The sequence below is a fragment of the Imperialibacter sp. genome, assembly GCF_040222385.1.
GTDB lineage: Bacteria > Bacteroidota > Bacteroidia > Cytophagales > Cyclobacteriaceae > Imperialibacter.
On sequence record NZ_JAVKDF010000028.1, the window covers coordinates 61,103 to 80,279 of the forward strand.

General features: G+C 48.9%; 15 protein-coding genes. 6 read left to right on the forward strand and 9 right to left on the reverse strand.

What is annotated here, in order from left to right; all coding sequences use genetic code 11:
- Nucleotides 1–45 precede the first annotated feature (45 nt).
- A complete protein-coding gene (gene arr, locus RIG68_RS14575) occupies nucleotides 46–471 on the forward strand; it encodes an NAD(+)--rifampin ADP-ribosyltransferase (protein ID WP_350123559.1) in 426 nt (141 codons plus the stop codon).
- A gap of 80 nt (nucleotides 472–551) precedes the next feature.
- Here the strand turns inward: arr and RIG68_RS14580 are convergent, their stop codons facing one another.
- On the reverse strand, nucleotides 552–1,850 hold the full coding sequence (locus RIG68_RS14580; protein ID WP_350123562.1) for a M28 family metallopeptidase: 1,299 nt from the start codon (nucleotides 1,848–1,850) through the stop codon (nucleotides 552–554).
- Nucleotides 1,851–1,944: 94 nt separating this feature from the next.
- On the opposite strand from RIG68_RS14580, the gene RIG68_RS14585 reads away from it, so the two are divergent.
- The 3 genes from RIG68_RS14585 (at nucleotide 1,945) to RIG68_RS14595 (ending at nucleotide 5,735) form a co-directional block, all read left to right on the forward strand.
- Nucleotides 1,945–2,136 carry a hypothetical protein gene (locus RIG68_RS14585; RefSeq protein ID WP_350123564.1) on the forward strand — a complete coding sequence of 64 codons (192 nt, stop codon included), beginning with the start codon at nucleotides 1,945–1,947 and terminating at the stop codon, nucleotides 2,134–2,136.
- 50 nt (nucleotides 2,137–2,186) lie between these two features.
- On the forward strand, nucleotides 2,187–3,512 hold the full coding sequence (locus tag RIG68_RS14590; protein ID WP_350123566.1) for a Zn-dependent hydrolase: 1,326 nt from the start codon (nucleotides 2,187–2,189) through the stop codon (nucleotides 3,510–3,512).
- 225 nt (nucleotides 3,513–3,737) lie between these two features.
- Nucleotides 3,738–5,735, forward strand: coding sequence for a tetratricopeptide repeat protein (locus RIG68_RS14595; protein ID WP_350123569.1), 1,998 nt, complete (start codon nucleotides 3,738–3,740; stop codon nucleotides 5,733–5,735).
- A 137-nt stretch (nucleotides 5,736–5,872) separates the two neighbouring features.
- On the opposite strand, the gene RIG68_RS14600 is transcribed toward RIG68_RS14595, so the two are convergent.
- From RIG68_RS14600 to RIG68_RS14620, 5 genes are all read right to left on the reverse strand, one after another.
- Nucleotides 5,873–6,220, reverse strand: coding sequence for a hypothetical protein (locus tag RIG68_RS14600; RefSeq protein WP_350123572.1), 348 nt, complete (start codon nucleotides 6,218–6,220; stop codon nucleotides 5,873–5,875).
- A complete protein-coding gene (locus RIG68_RS14605) occupies nucleotides 6,193–6,408 on the reverse strand; it encodes a hypothetical protein (RefSeq protein WP_350123574.1) in 216 nt (71 codons plus the stop codon). Before RIG68_RS14605 ends, RIG68_RS14600 begins: the two co-directional genes overlap by 28 nt.
- A gap of 1,021 nt (nucleotides 6,409–7,429) precedes the next feature.
- Nucleotides 7,430–8,569, reverse strand: coding sequence for a glycoside hydrolase family 18 protein (locus tag RIG68_RS14610; protein WP_350123577.1), 1,140 nt, complete (start codon nucleotides 8,567–8,569; stop codon nucleotides 7,430–7,432).
- A 16-nt stretch (nucleotides 8,570–8,585) separates the two neighbouring features.
- Nucleotides 8,586–9,356 (reverse strand): 3-keto-disaccharide hydrolase, encoded by a 771-nt coding sequence (locus RIG68_RS14615; protein ID WP_350123580.1) that lies wholly within the window; start codon nucleotides 9,354–9,356, stop codon nucleotides 8,586–8,588.
- A 24-nt stretch (nucleotides 9,357–9,380) separates the two neighbouring features.
- A complete protein-coding gene (locus RIG68_RS14620; protein ID WP_350123583.1) occupies nucleotides 9,381–10,292 on the reverse strand; it encodes an SMP-30/gluconolactonase/LRE family protein in 912 nt (303 codons plus the stop codon).
- Between the two features lie 195 nt (nucleotides 10,293–10,487).
- On the opposite strand from RIG68_RS14620, the gene RIG68_RS14625 reads away from it, so the two are divergent.
- Both RIG68_RS14625 and RIG68_RS14630 read left to right on the forward strand, forming a co-directional pair.
- Nucleotides 10,488–11,642: an ATP-binding protein gene (locus RIG68_RS14625; RefSeq protein WP_350123586.1), complete on the forward strand. Its 1,155-nt coding sequence runs from the start codon at nucleotides 10,488–10,490 to the stop codon at nucleotides 11,640–11,642.
- 127 nt (nucleotides 11,643–11,769) lie between these two features.
- Nucleotides 11,770–14,082 (forward strand): glycoside hydrolase family 20 protein, encoded by a 2,313-nt coding sequence (locus RIG68_RS14630; protein WP_350123588.1) that lies wholly within the window; start codon nucleotides 11,770–11,772, stop codon nucleotides 14,080–14,082.
- Nucleotides 14,083–14,147: 65 nt separating this feature from the next.
- Here the strand turns inward: RIG68_RS14630 and RIG68_RS14635 are convergent, their stop codons facing one another.
- The 3 genes from RIG68_RS14635 to RIG68_RS14645 form a co-directional block, all read right to left on the reverse strand.
- Nucleotides 14,148–15,269: an FG-GAP repeat domain-containing protein gene (locus RIG68_RS14635; RefSeq protein ID WP_350123592.1), complete on the reverse strand. Its 1,122-nt coding sequence runs from the start codon at nucleotides 15,267–15,269 to the stop codon at nucleotides 14,148–14,150.
- 113 nt (nucleotides 15,270–15,382) lie between these two features.
- Nucleotides 15,383–16,411 (reverse strand): DUF4097 family beta strand repeat-containing protein, encoded by a 1,029-nt coding sequence (locus RIG68_RS14640; RefSeq protein WP_350123595.1) that lies wholly within the window; start codon nucleotides 16,409–16,411, stop codon nucleotides 15,383–15,385.
- Nucleotides 16,412–16,543: 132 nt separating this feature from the next.
- Nucleotides 16,544–19,153: an ABC transporter permease gene (locus RIG68_RS14645; RefSeq protein ID WP_350123598.1), complete on the reverse strand. Its 2,610-nt coding sequence runs from the start codon at nucleotides 19,151–19,153 to the stop codon at nucleotides 16,544–16,546.
- Between the last annotated feature and the right edge of the window lie 24 nt (nucleotides 19,154–19,177).

Consider the following 19,177-nt stretch of genomic DNA (forward strand, 5'->3'; position numbering starts at 1 on the left):
CTGCCAATAAACAAGGCAGCCCCCCTCACCAACAACACACCAGTAATGAAAACAGAAAGCACTAAAAACGAGACAGGGAAGCCTACCTACTATCATGGCACCAAAGCCAACCTGAAGCCGGGCGACCTGATAGCGCCAGGGTTTCAATCCAACTACGGATCGGGAAAAAAGGCGGCCTACGTCTACTTCAGCGCCACGCTGGATGCTGCCATTTGGGGAGCGGAGCTTGCTGTCGGCGACAAGCCAGGCAGAATTTACATGGTGGAGCCAACAGGTCCTTTTGAAGACGATCCCAACCTGACAGATAAGAAGTTTCCTGGCAATCCAACGAAATCCTACCGAACAGCGCAACCTATCAAGGTGTCCGGCGAGGTCGCCGAATGGCAGGGGCACGCTCCGGAGCAACTCAAAACGATGAGGGATCATCTTGACAAGCTGAAGGCGCAGGGGATTGAAGCGATTGAGGATTGAGTAGCGTAGTTAATGCCCCGGGTATATGGCAGGGCGACAGCACTCAACCAAGCTGCTGCCGACCCTGTTTGAGTAAGCCTTTAATTCACATTCGCCGGATCCACCCTTGTTGGCGTGTCTTCTCCTGAGATCATGCCGGTGGCAGCGGCTGCAATGGCTTTGATGGTATTGGTCATGTGTGCCAGGTCCAGCGTGCTTACTTCATCCGATGCCTGGTGGTAGTCTTTGTCAACATCTATGGGCGTGGTGCTGATAGAGTGAGCAGGCACGCCTAACCTTGCTAACGTGGCGTTATCGGAACGGTAGAACAGGTTTTGGTCGGGGTAGGGGTCGGCGTAGAACTCATATTCGGTGCCTTTCACGGCCTTTTGGAGCAGCTCACCAAAGCTGGATTTGTCAAAGCCGGTTACCCAGGCGGTGTTGGGCCCGCTCACGGCAGGCTTGCCAATCATTTCAATATTGAACATGGCCACAATCTCGTCGGGGTTCAGTTGTCGGGAGAAGTACTTCGAACCGTAGCCTCCACCTTCCTCGGCGGTAAAGGCAGCAAACAGAATGGTGCGCTCAGGCTGCGTGCCCATGTCTTTGAAGTATTTGGCCAAAGTGATCACGGCTGTAGTACCTGAGGCATCGTCGTTAGCGCCGTTGAAGATGGTGTCTCCCTTGGTGCCCCTAATGCCCAGGTGATCGTAGTGGGCGCTGAAAAGCACAACTTCGTTGGCCCGCTTGCCACTGATTTTGCCTACCACGTTCGACAGGCTTTCTGTTTTGACGTCGTTTTCAACGCTTACGTTTAGCGAGCTTACGTCGGTAATACTCGTCAGGACCAGCACAAAAGCTTTTTTATCCAATGCCATCACGTGGTTACCTCCCGACAATGAGCCACGGTACCTTTCGAACATGACCTGATGAGAAGGATCAGCCAGAATCAGCGCTTTCCCTTTCATGCCTCTGGCCTGAGAAATAGCTCCCCGCAGGTTGCCGTCAGCGTTCACCACGATGACTTCTACCTCGTCAATGCTTGAGATTTCCAGTTTTTCGTTGTTCACCGAAACGGCAGCGTACTCTTCAGCCACAGGTTGCCCGTTGAGCGTCACCGATACGCTTTTGGGGGTGATGGTGTACATATTGAACTTTTGCTCGTAGCTGGTCAGTCCGTCTACATACTCCAGTCCGGCGGCCTTAAATTCTCCCTGAATAAACTTCGACGCCTTTTCAATGCCCGGGCTGAACATCCGACGGCCTTCCATGTCATCGGCAGCCAGCGTGGTAATGATTCGGGTCACATCGGCTTCGTTGATTTCGGCTGCAGGCTGGCAGCTGATGACCAGTGAGGTGAACAATAACAACAAAGAGGGGAGGATTGAGGTCTTTTTCATATCAGGTTAAATGAAAGGTTTTCCAACGGATGGGAAAGTTACTATTATTTTTTTGACTTGATCAACAGGCCGGGATGCCTTTGTATTACCAAAGTTGGATAGCCAGTCGTACAATGGCGGACGCCAAAGCAGGGTGGCCACAAGCTGGACGCTTGCGGCAGAAGAGAGCAAACCCCACTGCAACTTTTACATGCTGAAGCGTGATGTGGGAGCAATTCAAAAGAGAGGGCTTTTGTACAACCCAGGCAGAACCAAGTTAATTATTGATATATTGGGAGGTGTTTGATTCGCAAATAGCATTCATTATCATCTACTTAAGTCCCCCACCTACACACGATGCAACGAAGAAGTTTTATTAAGAAGTCCTCGTTAACAACTCTAAGTATTGCCGCTTTTGGCGCTACTCAGTGGAATTTTAAACGAGTTTTACGTGGTGACATGCTGAATGTTAACGCACAGCGGATTGAAGACAGGATTGCGGGGATGGCCAAATTTGGGCGGAACGACAATGGCCACGGCTACAGGATGGCGTTTACTCATGGCGATGTTGAAGGGCATGCGTGGTTTGTGGACCTGATGAAGAAAGCTGGGCTTGAGACAACCATCGACCAGGCTGGGAATATCATTGGCAAACGAAAAGGGAAGAAGCCTTCCCTCAAACCCATCGCCTTTGGCTCGCACATCGACATGGTGCCTGACGGGGGCAACTACGATGGTACGCTGGGTTCGCTGGCAGCACTGGAGGTTATCGAAGTCCTTAATGAAAATAAGGTAGTCACAGACCATCCTCTTGAAGTGATTATTTTCGCTGATGAAGAGGGGAGCATGATTGGCAGCAAAGCTTTGTCAAGCGAGATTACATCGGAAATACTACAGCAGAAAAGCCATGCGGGACTCACCATTTCTGAGGGAGTTAAAGCGCTTGGAGGCGACCCTGATGCTATTCAAAGCGCCCGCCGCAGGAGAGACGACATACTTGCTTTTTTAGAATTGCATATTGAGCAGGGAGGGGTTTTGGAGAAGGAAGGGCTGCAAATTGGTATAGTGGAAGGGATAGTGGGCATAGAGCATTGGGAGGTTACAGTGGAGGGTTTTGCCAACCACGCAGGCACCACACCCATGAGTTTGCGCCAGGATGCCATGCTATCAGCTTCAAAATTGATTATTGCTGTGAATGAGGTGATCAGGGGGACAGAAGGGAGCCAGGTAGGCACCATCGGAAAGGTTAATGCCTATCCAGGCGCATACAACGTCATTCCCGGCAAGGTGACCCTGGGGCTTGAGATGCGTGACTTGTCGTCCGAAAAAATTGAACGGCTTTTCGCTGAAATAGAAAAACGAGCAACAGCTATCGCTGACGAGACGAGTACGAAAATCAGTTTTGTCAGACAGCCGAGTGTGGCGAAGCCAGCCCTTACTGACAAAGGACTTCAGCAGATTATCCATGCTTCTTCTAAGGCGTTGGGATTGAGTACCAAATTTATGCCCAGCGGTGCAGGGCACGATTCACAAAACATGGCGATGATTGCTCCCGTGGCAATGATTTTTGTTCCCAGCATAGGTGGCATCAGTCATTCGTTCAAGGAGTTCACCAAAACGGAGGACATGGCCAACGGAGCTAACGTGCTTTTGCAAACAATTTTGACTGTTGATAAGGCATAGGAGCAGAAAGGGATTGCTGACTCGAAGACTGGTTGCAGGTGCTTTGAACCGAACAACGGTTGTTTTTGAGCGCCAAACTTTCCTCGCTCATGCACCTATTTCACCACTAGTTCATATTTTATTTCTGGCGTACTGTTAAATTGGTATAACCCTCTATTTTTGTCGTGGGTGTGTGGAAAGGTCATGTGTACCCATCTGCTGCCTAACCCATAATTGTCCCGATTTATGCGCCAACCTTTTGTGAGGGAGCTTGTCCTGATGTCTCTGCTCCTCTTTGCTGCCAATGTATTCGCTAAGCAGTCCGGTACCAGCGAGCTTGAGAAGCTGTTTACTGAAGCAAGTAGTGTCTTGTGCCAGGATGTAGAAAAGACCGACTCACTGGCTGCCCGATTGCTCGACCTGGCTGAACAAGCAAAAGAGATCAGCTATCAGGCCAGGGCTTATAAGTTGATGGGGGACAACGCCTCCTGTCAGCAGCAGTTCCAGAAGGCTATTCACGGGCACGGGCGAGCGGTACAGTTGTTCGAACAAGCAGGGGATGACGAATTCACTATCCGTAGTCTTGTCAACTTGTCCAATAGTTACCTGAAGCTCAGCAAGACCGACTCGGCCCTGGCTGCTCTCATTCAGGCTGAGATGATCAACCGGCGACTGAAGTCAGACTTTATGGCAGCGCAGATTTACCTGGTAAAAGCCAGCTACTACAGCGACTTCTCTAAAAACGACTCGGTTGTTTTTTATTCACTGAAAGCCCTGGAGTTGGCAGAGAAAATCCCTGATGAGTCGACGATTAACCGGGCTGTTATCACGCTTGGTGCTGCCTATTATCAGAATGAAGACTATCAGCTGGCCATCAGGTACTTCCGAAAGTCACGTGAGCAGTTGCTTAGTCAGGCCAACCAGGCCAACCTGTCGATAGTGAACTACAACATGGCCAATAGCTACACCGCTCTCAATATGTTTGACTCGGCTTCCTATTATTACCAGCAGGCCCTTGAAAGCCCTGGGGTAGAGGGCAATAAGTTTTTGCAAGCCTACTTTTACGAAGGGCTAGCCGAAATGCAGGGACGGATGGGGTTATTCAAGGAGTCGGTTGCTAACCATTTGAAGGCTATTGAGCTGTGCATAGAAGTGGGAGAGAAGCGAAATCTGTCAGCAGCTTATGTGAACCTGTCGGAGGTCTATCTTAAGACTGGGCAGACTGCCGAGGCAATCCGCTACGCCAGGTTGGGGGCCGACGTTTCTCAGGAGATTGAGTTTATTGAAAAGGAATCGGATGCCTGGTGGATGCTGAGCAATGCTTACCGGGCGTCGGGCCGCTATAAAGAGGGGTTGGAGGCGCTGCACAAATTTTATAAGCTGGACAGCACTATGCTGAACCAAACCAAGGCCTTGCAGATATCGGATCTGAACATCAAATACGAAACGGAGAAGAAGGAGAACGAGATCGATCGCCTGGCACAAATGGGTGAGATCCAGGCGTTGCAGCTCAGCCAGCAGCGTTATCTGATCATTGGCGGAGCGATTGTGCTGCTACTGGTGATTGCCATTTTGGTGCTTTACTATAGGCAGAGGGCCGACAGACAAGCCCAGGCGTTGACCCAGCTGGAGCAGAAAGCCCTGCGAAGCCAGCTCAATCCGCACTTTATTTTCAATGCGCTGGGAGCCATCCAAAACTATATGCTGCAAAACAAACCCCAGGATGCGGCTTCGTTTATGAGCCGCTTTGCCCGGCTCATGCGCCAGATTTTGGAGAACTCCCGGGAGGACTTCATTACATTGGACGAGGAAGTGGCCACACTGGAAAACTACCTGGAACTGCAGCTGCTGCGGTTCAATAACTCGTTTGAATATGAGCTAACCGTGGACGAGGCGATTGACGCAGAGGAGGTATCGATTCCACCGATGTTTGCCCAACCCTTGATTGAGAATGCCCTGGAGCATGGGCTGAAAGGAAAAATAGACGGAGCCAAAGTAAAGATTACGTTCCGGCAGGAGGGTGAATATGTGCTGCTGACCGTGGAAGATAACGGCAAGGGAATAGCCAGTGAAGTGAAGGCGAAGGAAGGCCATAAGTCACTTGCCGGCGTGATCACTAATGAGCGCATTGAGCTGTTCAATGCGGGCCTTAAAAGCAAAATCAGGCTGATAGTAGAAGATTTGACAGGTGTAGGTAGCTCTGGCACGAGGGTGCAGTTGATGCTGCCTTACAGAGAGGGGTGATGCGTGTTTCTCAGCGTCCCTTGCAGGAGACTCTGAGTGGATAAGTAGTGTATCGCCGTGCGTAGGCAGATTGCAGCTCTTATGATAGAACTGCTGGTTGGTTCTTCGAAATTACGAATTCGGGGGGCAGATGTTTTTTATTGGTTGTCCTTAATCCTCTCTGGGCTCATCTTCGTCGGGAAGAAGTCGGTAATGTATACCGTTGATTCTTCCTCTTTGATAAAGTAGATAATCTTTATTTCAAAGTGCCTGGTTTCCTTGTGAAGGATAAACCTAAAGTCTTCTCTGGATTCGGTGAGGTATTTTTCTCGGCTTCCTCTGGCTGGCTTATTGGATAGTGTGCCAGCTTTTCTAATTATCTTTTCATCTATCTCAGTAGCCCGATCAAAACTAAAGTTCTCGTAGAGGTAAGGAAGAACATGCTTTTGATAGCGGATGACGGCAGGTCTGGCAATGACTATTTTGTATAGTTTTCCTTCGCCCATTTTCTGTTCTCCTGGCTAAACTCATCTAACGACAGCACCTCTCCTTTGCTGATAGCGTCCATAGACTCATCAGCTCTGGTTTCCATTTCTGCCTGAGTGATCAATTCGTCCATTCGCTGTAGCGTCGATGTTTTTTGCACTCGCATCAAACGCCCGATAAGATCCAGTTTAAGTGTTTCTGCTTTCATCTGTATAAAACTTAATTTTTAGCGGCCAGATGGAATAGCCTCTACCATTGAGGAATGGATTTTTAGTCTCGTGACCGATTTATTCATTCCCCTGGGTATGGCTCTCCTTATGGCTATTTCATGATGTTTCGTTATGCAAAGGCCTTTTGTAAAGTTAACGATTTCATTTTGTATTCGGTTTACAATCCGAGACAATGAGATAGCAAAGATTCGAGAAGGCTTAGTATTAAAAAATAAAGCTGGTGCAAGCGTCTCGCATGAACCTTTTGTTTTTGCCTTGAAAAGCAATTTGAAGTTGGCACGTGTGGATGATTACGGCAGATAGAGGGAGGCTTCCTAAATGCCAACCTGGAGGAGCTGGCGGACGCCAGACTAATCCAGGTCACAAGCCTGCCCGGCTGGGAGAGACCCATGCGACATTGGAGTTCGGGCACCAGGGTGCAGTTGATGTTGCCTTACAGGGAGGGGTGATGCGTGTTGCTCAGAGTCTTCTGAAAGGACGCTGAGTGAAAAGCAGGGGGTAGCGACTACTACTACAACGGCCACTGGTCGTGGGTATACCTGCACAAGAACCTCCCTCGCACTGATTTCAATGGAGCGCCCGTGATGGTGAAGGGCAGGCCAGTTACTGTGATGGAGTGGATGGCAGCGCAGAGTAAGTAATTGGAACTGCGTGTTTCGATTAGAGGGCATTGGTGATAAAAAAACAAAATTGGTTCAGGCGTCCCGCCTGGACCTTTTGTTTTTTTTGCGAGCAAAGGTGAGCTAGGATCCAGTGGTAAACGAAGCTGAAATGAAGGCATAAGTTTCGCAGAGCAAACTTGCGGTGGGAGGGGCTGACTGCAAGCAGCGTGGAGATATCTCCCTCGTCCCTTCGACAATGCCTACACTTTGTTTCGGCAAGGTCGGGGTGACTCGGTTCGATATGACGTTGGTCTGGCGACGGTCGATGTGCTCGTGTCTTGATTCAGGAGAAGTTTTTCTCTCAGAGTCCCTTGCAGGAGACTCTGAGAAAAAGTTCTTAATCCAAGTTCTCATTCACCACATCCAGCAAATACTCCTTGGGGTCGCTGGCGTATTGCCAGAACATGATACCCGCAAGGCCATTGTCGTTCACGTACTCACACTTGAGTTTGAGGGAACTTTCGTCGTCGTACACCACCAATTGGTTGTTTTCCGCATTGAACAGGTAAGGCGATTTGGCTGCATCGTCCCAGTAGCGGACGAAGCCCGGATTGGCCATCAGGCTATCTTTGATAAAGGTGAACCCATTGCCTCGCATCACTTCATTTCTTGGTCGAAGGATGCCCAGGTTATCGCTGCTCTTCATTGTCCAGCTACGGCCATAGAAAGGAACACCCAGCACCAACTTCTCAGCGGGCACGCCCTGCTCGATATAGGTTTTCACAGCTTTGTCCCCCGAGTTTTCCTTTTCATAGTTTTCGGAGGGGTAGAGGTTGCTGTGGTGGCCCACGGTGTCGCCAGCTACATAAAAATCGTAAGCCATGATGTTCACGAAGTCGATGTGTTTGGCTACTTCTCCCATGTTGGTGACTTCAAAAAGCCTCGGGAAGCAGGGCAGGGCAGTGGAGACGATGTATTTCTTGCCAGTGGTAACTGCCAGCGCATCCAACTCCTTTCTGATGGCTTCAAACATCAGGGTGAAGTTCTCCTTGTCTTCATCCCTGAATACGTTGTCTTCACCTTTCAGGCCGGGGTATTCCCAGTCGATGTCGATACCATCCAGGTTGTAGTCGGCCACGATTTTGGTGCCACTCTTAGCGAACTTCTCCCTTGAACTGGGTGTGAGCACAGCGTCAGAGAAGTTTTCGCTCCACGACCAGCCCCCGATGGAGATCACAATTTTCAGGGCGGGATTGTCTTTTTTCAAATAGTTAAGCTTTCTGAAATTGGTGCTATCCGTTTCCAGATTGGTCAACCAGGCCAGGCTGTCCTTTACGTCCACAAAGGCATAGTTGATGATGGTCAGCTTGTTGGCGTCAATGGCTTTTTCGTCAAGCAAACCACGGAAGCCCGGCACGTACCCAATGATTTCTTTTTTTGGCGGTGTTGTTTCAGCGGGTGTTTCCGCCACAGGTTTAGGGCTACATGCTGCCAGTGCCCCGTATAGTACAAAGGCACAGTAGGTTAGTCTTTTCATGGCTGATGTATTTGTATTAGAAATCAGTATCAGCCTTTTTCAAATCAAGTTCTTCAATCCAGATATTGCGGTAGTACACATCGTGGCCTTCTGCCTGTAGCTTAAGCCCGCCAGGCACGTCGGTAATGCCTTTGCCACCATCATTGCCGCCGTCGATGCCTGAGTTAGGCCCGCCCCACACCTGGCTGATGACCTGGTTGGTATGGGCTTTTTTGCCGTTGAAGTAAACCGTCACCATAGGTTGTTCGGTCAGCTTGCCGTCCTTGAAGCGGGCCGCCCGGAAGACAATGTCGTACGAATTCCATTTCCCCAAACCATTGTAGGCGAAGTAAGGCGATTCTGATTCGTTGATGACTGCGCCCAGGCCATGACTGGTGGAGTCACCGTCCAGCACCTGGATTTCGTACCTGTTTTGCAGGTACACCCCGCTATTGCCGCCGGGGTTAACAATCAGGAACTCCACATGGGCCCGAAAGTCACGGAACTTCTTGTTGGTGACTATATCGGCAGCGCCGTATTTTCCGCCCGCACCAGCTGGGTCGTTGCTGCTCATGACAGTTCCGCCGTCGACCGGATCTTTCACGATCTGCCATTTGATCGGTAGTTGGGCAGACAGCCTGGGGCCGTCCCAGTAGGTCCAGTTTTTATCCAGCATGTCACGGGAACCGTCGAAGTAAACCACAGCTTTTTTGGTGGGTTTTGCACCGACATTTATGTTGGACTGAGCGAAAATACTGGTTGCAGAAGCAGCCAGAAAGAAGGCGGTCAGAAGGGTGTTTTTTAACATTGTGTTTATGTTTATCTATATTGATTATTTAGCACCAGCCACATTCATTTTCACACCATACACAGCATCCAGGGCAGTGATAAACAGCGTCTTTCTGTCTTTACCACCAAAGCACACATTGGCTGTCCAGCCTTTGCCGGTTGGGATGTTGCCGACTTCAGTTCCACTTTTATCGAAAATGGTTACGCCACTTCTTCCTGTGAGGTATAGATTACCCTGGCTGTCGATGGTCATGCCATCGGAGCCCATTTCGGTAAACAACATGCGGTTACTAAGTGAACCGTCTTTTTGAATATCGTAGCGATAGGTTTTGCGGTCGCCAATGTCGGCCACAAACAGGTTCTTTCCATCGGGGCTGCCAACGATGCCGTTAGGTTGCTTGAGCGTTTCGTCCACCCGCTTCAATGTCTTCTTGTCAGGGCTCAGGTAGTATACATGTTGCCCGTCCTGCTGCATGGCCGGGTCTCTTGTCCAGTAGTCACGCTTATACAGCGGATCGGTGAAGTAAATACCTCCTTTGCTGTCAATCCACAAATCATTGGGGCCGTTCAGAAGTTTGTTGTCATAGTTCTCAATAAGCACCTTGTGCTGTCCATCCATGCTGAACGACCACATTTGGTTGTCCATGTCGGCACAGGCTACCAGGTTACCTTTCTTGTCGAAATAAAGGCCATTGGAACGGCCGGAAGTAGCAGCGAAGGTACTTATTTCGCCTGAAGCGGCATCCCAGCGCAGAATGGTGTTGTTGGGTTGGTCAGTAAAGTAAACGTTTCCGTTTTTGTCGGGCGTTGGGCCCTCAGTAAATTTGTAGCCATCGCCAAGTAGTTCGACGGTTGCACCCGGTGCCAGCAATGAACGGTCGTCTGTGATCTGGGCTTGCGCTACCCCGACGAGCAGAAACAGGCATGTTGGCAATAACGATGAAGTTTTTTGCATAAGGATTGTTTAAGTAGCAGTTATGAATTTCAGCTTTTAAACCCAAAGGAAAAAGCATTAGCTAAAAAGATACATGGAAGGTCGTTTAATGCTATTCACAAGCCCTCTTTTTGTTAAAAAAAATGAGCTGTTGATTGCAAAAATACGGATGCAATCATCCCTGCAAATTTAAAATAAATTTTTAAATTTGCAGGGATGATTGAGCGACTTATAGAAAAAGATTACCTTACTTCTTTGGAAGAGTTCCCAGTCACGGCCCTTATCGGCCCCAGACAGGTGGGCAAAACTACACTCGTCAAAAGTGCCTTCGTTGAAGCTGAAATGATTTATCTGGATCTTGAGAGGGATTCGGATATCAACAAGCTTCAGGATCCGGAGCTATTCTTTTCTGCTCACATCAATAAGACGATCATCCTTGATGAGATTCAGCACAAGCCGGAGCTTTTTCCATTGATCAGGGCATTGGTAGACGAAAACCGAAGACCCGGCAGATTTGTAGTGTTGGGTTCGGCTTCTCCGTCACTCCTGAAGCAAAGTTCTGAGAGTTTGGCAGGAAGGATTAATTACCTGGAAATGTCGCCATTAAGCCTGATGGAAGTGAAGGGGGAGATTTCACTTGAAAGCTTGTGGACGCATGGGGGCTTTCCCGAGCCTGCTCTGTCGGCTAAAAAGACATTTATTGAAAGGTGGTACCGAAGCTTTATCAATACCTATATTCAGCGGGATCTGCCCCTTTATGGCTTGCCTGCTGCACCCCGTGTTACCAGGCAATTGCTTCAGATGATTGCCTCTGTGTATGGTGGAATTTTGAACTATAGCGATCTGGCCAGGTCGATAGGGCTTACAGTGCCCACTGTCAAAACGTATATGATGTTTTTAGAAAATGCGTTTTTGATTACGCTGTTACAACCCTGGTTTGCGAACGTGGGCAAAAGGATAGTGAAATCTCCCAAAGTATACATGCGTGACACGGGGGTTTTGCACTACCTGTCCAATATTTCAACCTATGACAGTCTGATGGGGCATATAATAGCCGGGCGCTCCTGGGAAGGTTTTGTCATCCATCAGGTGTCGACAGTGCTTCGTGCCGACGATGAAATGTACTTCTACCGTACACAGGATGGGGCTGAAGTTGACCTGCTGGTACGCAGAAATAGCCGCTGGCTGTTAGCCGCTGAAATCAAACTGACCAATTCTCCCGTGTTGACAAAGGGCAGCTACCTGGCAAAAGAGGACTTGCAAGTAGAAATACTTCACGTAATTACACCCGGTGCCGACACTTACAGGATTGCCGATGGTGTGGAAGTAACCAGCTTAAACACAATATTGGAGTTTCTAGCGAACAGTTAGGTGTGTTTTGGAGAAAGCCTAAAAGTGCAATAGATTCATTCAGAGGCAATAGTAGCCTCACACATCAATTCCTATTGCATTTTCCATCTACTTGTGCTATTCTGATCTGCTAACACACCCTACTATCATGGTTTTACGAATATCTACCTGCCTCATAGCTGTTTTCTTAATTGCAGGCAGCTTCTATCCACTTTTGGCCCAAAAAAAGAGCAAGTCAAAGAAGGAAAACAACTCGCCAGAGAAAATAATCCTTGCGGATAAAGGACAAACCCTCTACCGGATTGTCGTTCCGTCGGCAGCCACGATTGATGAACAAAAAGCTGCCAGCGTATTGCAAGACTACCTGCTTCAAATTTCAGGAGCTGCGCTGCCTATTATCGAAGCTGACAGGAGCCGTAGCAGCTACGAGATAGTGCTTGGGCAAAACGACAGACTGGACGAGTTGGGACTCCCAATCAACCTCAATGAGCTGAAAGAAGATGGCTTCCTGATCAGGACTGATAGTCTGCGGTTGATTATCGCAGGGGGTAATGAAAAAGGGACGCTTTATGGTGTTTACAGCTTTCTGGAGAAGTACCTGAGGTGCAGAATGTATTCGCCAAAGGTGAAGGTGGTGCCGAAGCAGTCGATAATCGTGTTGGACAAAATTGATGATAAGCAAGTGCCAGTGATTGGCTTCCGGGATACCCACTATCGGGTTACCTGGGATGCTGAGTACATTGACTGGCACAAGCTGGATCACAATGCTAAGGGCGGCAGGCCTGACTGGGGCATGTGGGTGCACACCTTCAACGAGCTGGTGCCTCCAGATGTATACTACGACGAACATCCTGAGTACTTCGCCATGGTGAATGGCAAGCGGCTGCCTACGCAGCTATGCCTCACGAACCACGAAGTACTGGACATTGCTATCCAGAACCTTCGTCGGAAAATTGCTGAAAACCCTGAAGCTAAATACTGGTCGGTGAGTCAAAATGATAACAGGAACTTCTGCACCTGCGACAATTGCAAAGCCATCGATGACAGGGAAGGCTCGCCTTCAGGCTCCATCATTCAATTTGTGAATCAGGTGGCCGATCAGTTTCCTGAAAAAATGATTTCTACCCTGGCCTACGAGTATGGCCGGGCCGCTCCCAAAACTTTGATTCCGAAAGACAATGTCAATATTATGCTTTGCAGCATTGAGGCTTACAGAGACAAGCCCATTGAAACGGACACTACCAGCGCCGATTTTGTGAAAGATGTGGAGGACTGGGGCAAGATCGCCAAAGACATTATCGTGTGGGATTATGTGATCCAGTTCAATCACCTGATCAGCCCGTTCCCTAATCTTCACACCCTCAAGCCGAATATTCAGTTTTTTGCCAAAAATGGAGTAAATGCCCTCTTTGAGCAGGGTAATCGGGAAGTGGGTGGCGAATTCGCTGCTTTGAGGGCTTACCTGATCTCAAAACTCATGTGGAATCCTGATGAAGATGTGGATGCTCTCATAGACGATTTTCTTCAAGGGTATTATGGAGCGGCTGCGAAGCATATAAAGCAATACATCGATGAAATGACGCAAGCACAGGCTGCTTCCAGCCAACCGCTCAGGATTTTCGGTTCGCCCAACGAGGCTGCTACCAGCTACCTCACGCCAGCGCTGATGGAAAGGTATGCTGAGTTGTTTGATGAGGCCGAACAGCTAGTGGCAGACTCAGCCCAGCTACTGGAGCGGGTAAGAATAGCCAGACTTCCGCTCGAATATGCCTGGATGGAGCAGACGAAAAAGAAATACAGTGGAGAAGGAGGCGTGTTTCAGAAGTTTGGAAATCGCTGGGAGGCAAGTACTAAGTTCCGGTCAAAAGTCGACGACTTTACTGACCTCTGCATCAGGGAAGGAGTGACCCAGGTAAAAGAATGGAGCACCTCGCCCGACGAATACAGAACAGCCAACTATCGCCTGTTGGCTCAGGGCATGAATGAGCATTTGGCCTACGGTAAAAAGGCGACATTTATTAGCCCGCCCAATGACCACATTGCCGGGGAACATGCCACTATGCTTACAGATGGCATTCGGGGCAGCCAGGACTACACCTACAACTGGTTTAGCTTTTCGGGACAAGACCTGGAAGTGGTGATTGACCTGGAGGAACTTCAACCCGTTCGCCGGATTGAGTCGGCTTATTTTCAATATGGCTTCTGGCTGAGGCTTTTCCCTAAAAAAGTGGAGTATTCGCTGTCGGCCGATGGTGAAAACTACACGATTGTGAGCACTGTGAATAATACCCTGCCCATTGATCAATACGGGGGACAACAGCGGGACTTCATTGGTGAGTTTGCCCCACAAAACGCCAGGTATGTAAAAGTAAAGGCTTATTCAATAGGCAACACGCCTGGCTGGCACCCTGGAGCAGGGAGGCCAGCCAATATGCTGATTGATGAGATTGTGGTGGAATAGGGGCATTTGGCACTCCCGGAAGTGCTGGTGATGGTTCCGTCGTTTTAGGGCAGCTGCCGGAAAAGCTATTTATTCCAATAAATCTTCAGGTTGTTGCTGGCCCTTCCGGCTGCTACGATGTCCAGCTTGCCGTCGCCGTTCAAATCCATTACCTGCAAATCTTCGCAAGCCATGCCATTGTCGTCAACCCACTGCGACTCCCACTTGCCCCCGGTTACTTGCTGATAGAGCTTGATACCAACCTTTCCCTCGGCATTGGGCGTTCTCCATCCGGCAACGATTTGCTCATTGCCCATGCCAAGAAAATCGGCTACTGCCAGGGCGTGGCCTTCTTTCAATTGGTCGTCCAGCACCACCCTTGTCCTTTCATTTCCCAGGTATGCCACCACCGCATTTCCATGCATTGGCTCAATCGTGGCGAGGAGGCTATTACCGACCCGTATTTCTCCGGCTCCGTACTCCATTCCTGTTATCATTTTGGCTGACCCTGAGGAACTCTTACCTGCGAAATTTTGAATGACCCTAACACCCTCCTTGCCACCAAAATACAGACTGCCACTCTTAGGCCCTGAAGCTACCACATCCAGGTTGTGGGTCATGTGCATGTTGTTGTCTAAAATCACGCTATTCCAGGCATCTTCAACGTTCTTTGGGTATTCGTAGGCGATGATTTTCACTCCGTCTCCTTCACCTCCTTTGTTGTTTCGCCCGTGCAAAGGCACCACTATGAGGTGAAATTTACCGTTCGATGCATTCGCCCAGCGCATCCGGTGAATGGTAGGCTCGTGTGGAAGCTCGACGGCCCTCCACAGCTGAGTTCGATCTTCGGGCGCAATCAGGTAGTGAATGGAACCCGATTGCTCTGCATTGCTGGTTTCGCCGGGGTTCCACTGGGCACCTACAGCTACCTCTACTTTGCCATCTCCATCCAAATCCATGGCTGCGATGCACACATTGTCCCGCTCGGTGAGGTTGTCGATCATAACAAACTTTTTCCAGTCGCCATTTCGGTACCACACGAACTGCTTTTTGTCAGCAAGCAGGATATCAGGCTTGCCGTCACCATCCACATCGCCTAATGCGATGCCGTAGCCGATGGATACCCGGTCGTCAATTAATTGGGCTTCGAAGGGGGCTTTGGGAGGTGTGGTAAACACCAGGATGATGAGACTGATAAAATGAATCATGGCGTATCTTCTTTACATGGAAAAAGCAACAACCCTGCTGCTGAGCTCCCGGTTGTTGGCTATTTGCAAATGAAAATACGAATTTCTTATCGAAATATTGAGCAAACCGGCAACTACCGGTATAGCAATCTGATCCTCCCGTCGGAGGTGCTCAGGTTCACGTCTACGCCGCCACCGTTGGTCTTGCCATCGATGACCTCTTTTGTTGATCGTCCTGAGAAGTTGACAAGCGGCACGTCGACGGATTCTCCTTTTACATAGAGGTTCATGCCCAGATTGTCGGGCACAGAAATCTCTATGTTCCCGTCGGAAGTTTTAGCCCTTAAAGAGCCCCTTAGCTCAATGATATTGCCTTTGATGCTGCCGTCCGATGCTATGGCCTCCATTCCGCCGGTCAGGTCTTCGAAATAGATGTCGCCATCCGAAGTTTGGGCGGTGTGCGTTTTCCCTTTGGCGTTGTAAATCTCTATGTCGCCATCGCTGGTGTGGGCCCTGGCTGTGCCGTTGATATTTGTCAGCCTGATGTCGCCGTCACTTGTCGTAGACTCTACGTCTCCAATTACATTGTTGAAGTCGATGTTGCCATCGCTGGTGCGGCTGTATACACTTCCTTTGATTTTCTCACCTCTGATATTGCCATCCGACGTCACGCCGGATACGTCTCCGGTAATTTCGGCGAGGAGGATATTGCCATCGCTGGTCTTTAGCTTCTGGCTGGCGCTCATGCCTTTGATCGTCACATTACCATCTGACGACCTCAGGTCACCGGCAGTTTCTTTAGGAGCATACACCCTAAAGTCCACATTGATGCGGTCTCTCCAGTCAATATTCCACGAATTATTGGGGTATTTCACCGTAATGTCAACACTGCTGCCGGTTTTGATGATGGTCAGCGTCAGCTCTTCTTCCAGCTGAGTTCTTGAGATGTCAAGCATGCGGCCGTTTTGTTTTACCACAAAAAACACCTCTATCTCGCTGCCATTACCGGGCAGCACGTCAATGTTGCCGTCGGAGGAGGATATGCTGAGTTGCGCAGGAGTTGAAACTTTGTAGGTTTCTTTGAATGAGTAGTCAAAGTCCTGGGAGATAGCGGAAGAGACCGTTGCCAGTGCGCAGAAAAGTAGTAGAGCAAATGATTTCATTTTATTCTTTTTTTGTTAGAAAAGCATGGTAATGAACCACACTGGCTAAGACGTTTGTCGTGGCCAGTGTGGTTACACTAGATAAAGATGCTTTTTGGGTTGAAAGGTTGCGTTACCTACTTTTTTTATTTCTTATTCGTACCGCAGGCAATCGGCGGGGTTCACCCGGGCAGCTCTTAATGTTTGCATGCCTACTGTGATCCATGCTATTAGAAGCGCAACTGCTCCCGCTCCTGCAAAATACCAAACTGTCAGATTGATAGAATATGCGAAGTCCTGTAGCCATGTGCTTGTAAGATAATAGCTGATGGGCAAGGCAATAAGGATGGCGGCACCCACCATTTTTGTGAAGTCCGATGTAAGTAGCCATACAATGCTCCAAACTGAAGAGCCGAGAATCTTGCGAACACCAATCTCTTTAAGGCGACGCTCTGCGGTGAAGGATGCCAGACCAAACAAGCCAAGGCAGGAGATAAGGACCGCAAACCCTGCAAAATACTTCGACAGGCTGCTGACTCTTTGCTCGGCCACGTACTGTGCCTGGTAATCCTGATCGAGAAAGCTATATTCGAACGAATAGCCAGGGTTGAATTCGCCATAAAGGTCTTCCAGCCTTGCGAGGGTCTCCTTTTCTTTGCCAGCCTCAATTTTCACCATCACTTTCATCGTTTGGGATGGGTCGAACCTAATGATGAGCGGGTTTACTTTTTGGTGTAGCGACTGGAAGTGAAAGTCTTTAGCGATACCTGCGATCTTTATGTCCTTGCCCCAAAACTTGACCGACTTCCCTATAGGATTATCAAGCCCCATTGCTCTGATGGCAGCTTCGTTGAAAATAAGGTTTTCCTCATTGGCACCGAAATCTTTCGAGAAAGAGCGGCCTTCCAGGATATCAATGCCTAACGTTTCAATAAGATCGTAGTTGACCGTCACTACCTCAAACCGCACATTGTCCTCAGGGTTTTTACCTTCCCACTCCACGCCCTGTGTTGAATTTTGGGAGCCGACCACAATGGCTTGAATGCTCGATGCGTTCACTACGCCAGGGAGGTTTTTAGCTTCCGAAAGAAAGGCATCCTGATTCTCCATCACTCGCCCCTCTTTGTCGAAGTGGATCACATTGTCCTTGCTATATCCAAGGTTTTTAGACTGCACATAATTCACCTGCTGATACACTACCACCACCGAAACGATCAAAATTACCGACATGGCAAACTGAAAGACAACAAGCCCTTTTCTTGCCCAGAGCTGACCTACCGAAGTGCTTATTCTACCGCCTTTGAGCACAAAAGCCGCATTGAATTTCGAAAGGTAAAGCGCAGGGTAGCTGCCTGATAAAAGTCCGGTTGCAATTGTGATACCGAGCACCATGAGAATAAGGTTTGAATCAAATGCGAGCGACAACTGCTTTCCAGTGATGTTGTTGAATTGTGGAAGGAAAAATAAAACAAGTATAATGGCTACAAAAAGCGAAAAAAAGGCAAGCAGGGTAGATTCGCTCAGGTACTGGAAAACCAGAGACTTCCGGTCGGCTCCAATGGCTTTTTTAACACCTACTTCCTTCACTCGCCTCGAGGCTTTGGCGGTAGATAGGTTCATGAAGTTGATGCAGGCTATCAGGAGGATGAAAACGGCGATAACCGAAAAAAGCTTGACATATTCTATTCTCCCACCGGCTTGCACGCCGTTTTCGTAGGAGCCATACAAGTACCTGTCGGAGTACCTGGTGGCAAACAGCGATACGTTGGAGTTCTCAAGTTTTGATTTGATGTACCCCTCAATTTTCTGGTTAAAAGCATCAATGTCAGTGCCCTGCTTCAGTACCAGATAGGTGTCAGGGCCATGATTTCCCCAGTGCACGTTTCTCCCTATTGCATCGCTCATGTCCTGCCACATCTTCCACGAAAGTACCATATCGAAGCTTTCCGTTGAGTTGGCCGGGAGGTTTTCAAAAACAGCCGAAACAGCTACGGGATATTTGAAATTGAGGAGCTGAACCTCCATGGTTTTGCCAATCACATTTTCAGTGGTTTTGAAAATCTTTTTGGCCAGGTCTTCGGAAATGGCAATCGATCCAATGTCGGCAATGGCTGTGGAGGCATCGCCGTCAATTAATGGGAAAGAGAACATTTTGAAGTAGTCTTTCTCAGCGTACTGACCGGTGGTTTTGAAATAATTATCGCCTTCCACAAGCGTGAAGTTGCCAAACCACTCGGAGGGGGTAACGCCAGCGCCCATGTCGATCTCAGGAAACTCCTTGATCATGTTTTCGGCCAGGAAGTCGGGTGTGCTGGTTTGCGTAATGATTCCGTTGGCCAGCTCGGTGTTTTCCATTACCTGATAGAGCCTGTTGTCGTTTGCATGAAATTTGTTGACGTGAAGCTCGTCGTTTACCCACATGTAAATGAGCAGAGCGCAGGCCAGACCGGTTGACAGACCAACGAGATTAATAAAGAAGGAGCTTTTGTACTTTTTAAAGTTCCTGAAGGAAAGTAGTAAGTTATGCTTGAACATGGTTGTAATATTTGAGTTTGTTGACTGCGTCTTTCTTATTGCAAAAGGTCTTAGGTAGTGAAGTGTTTGGTACCAGTAATTGCGTCGGGCTTTTGATAGTGACTTCCTTTCGGCTGTCCGATAGAACTTCTCCTCCAGATCGCCGAGGACTTCTTCGGCAAGGTCGTCTCTGAGAAGCTTTAAAAGCAACTTTCCGGCAAGACGTGGGGGAGTGTTCGTTTTGTTCATGCTATTTGGACGCTTTGATTATGT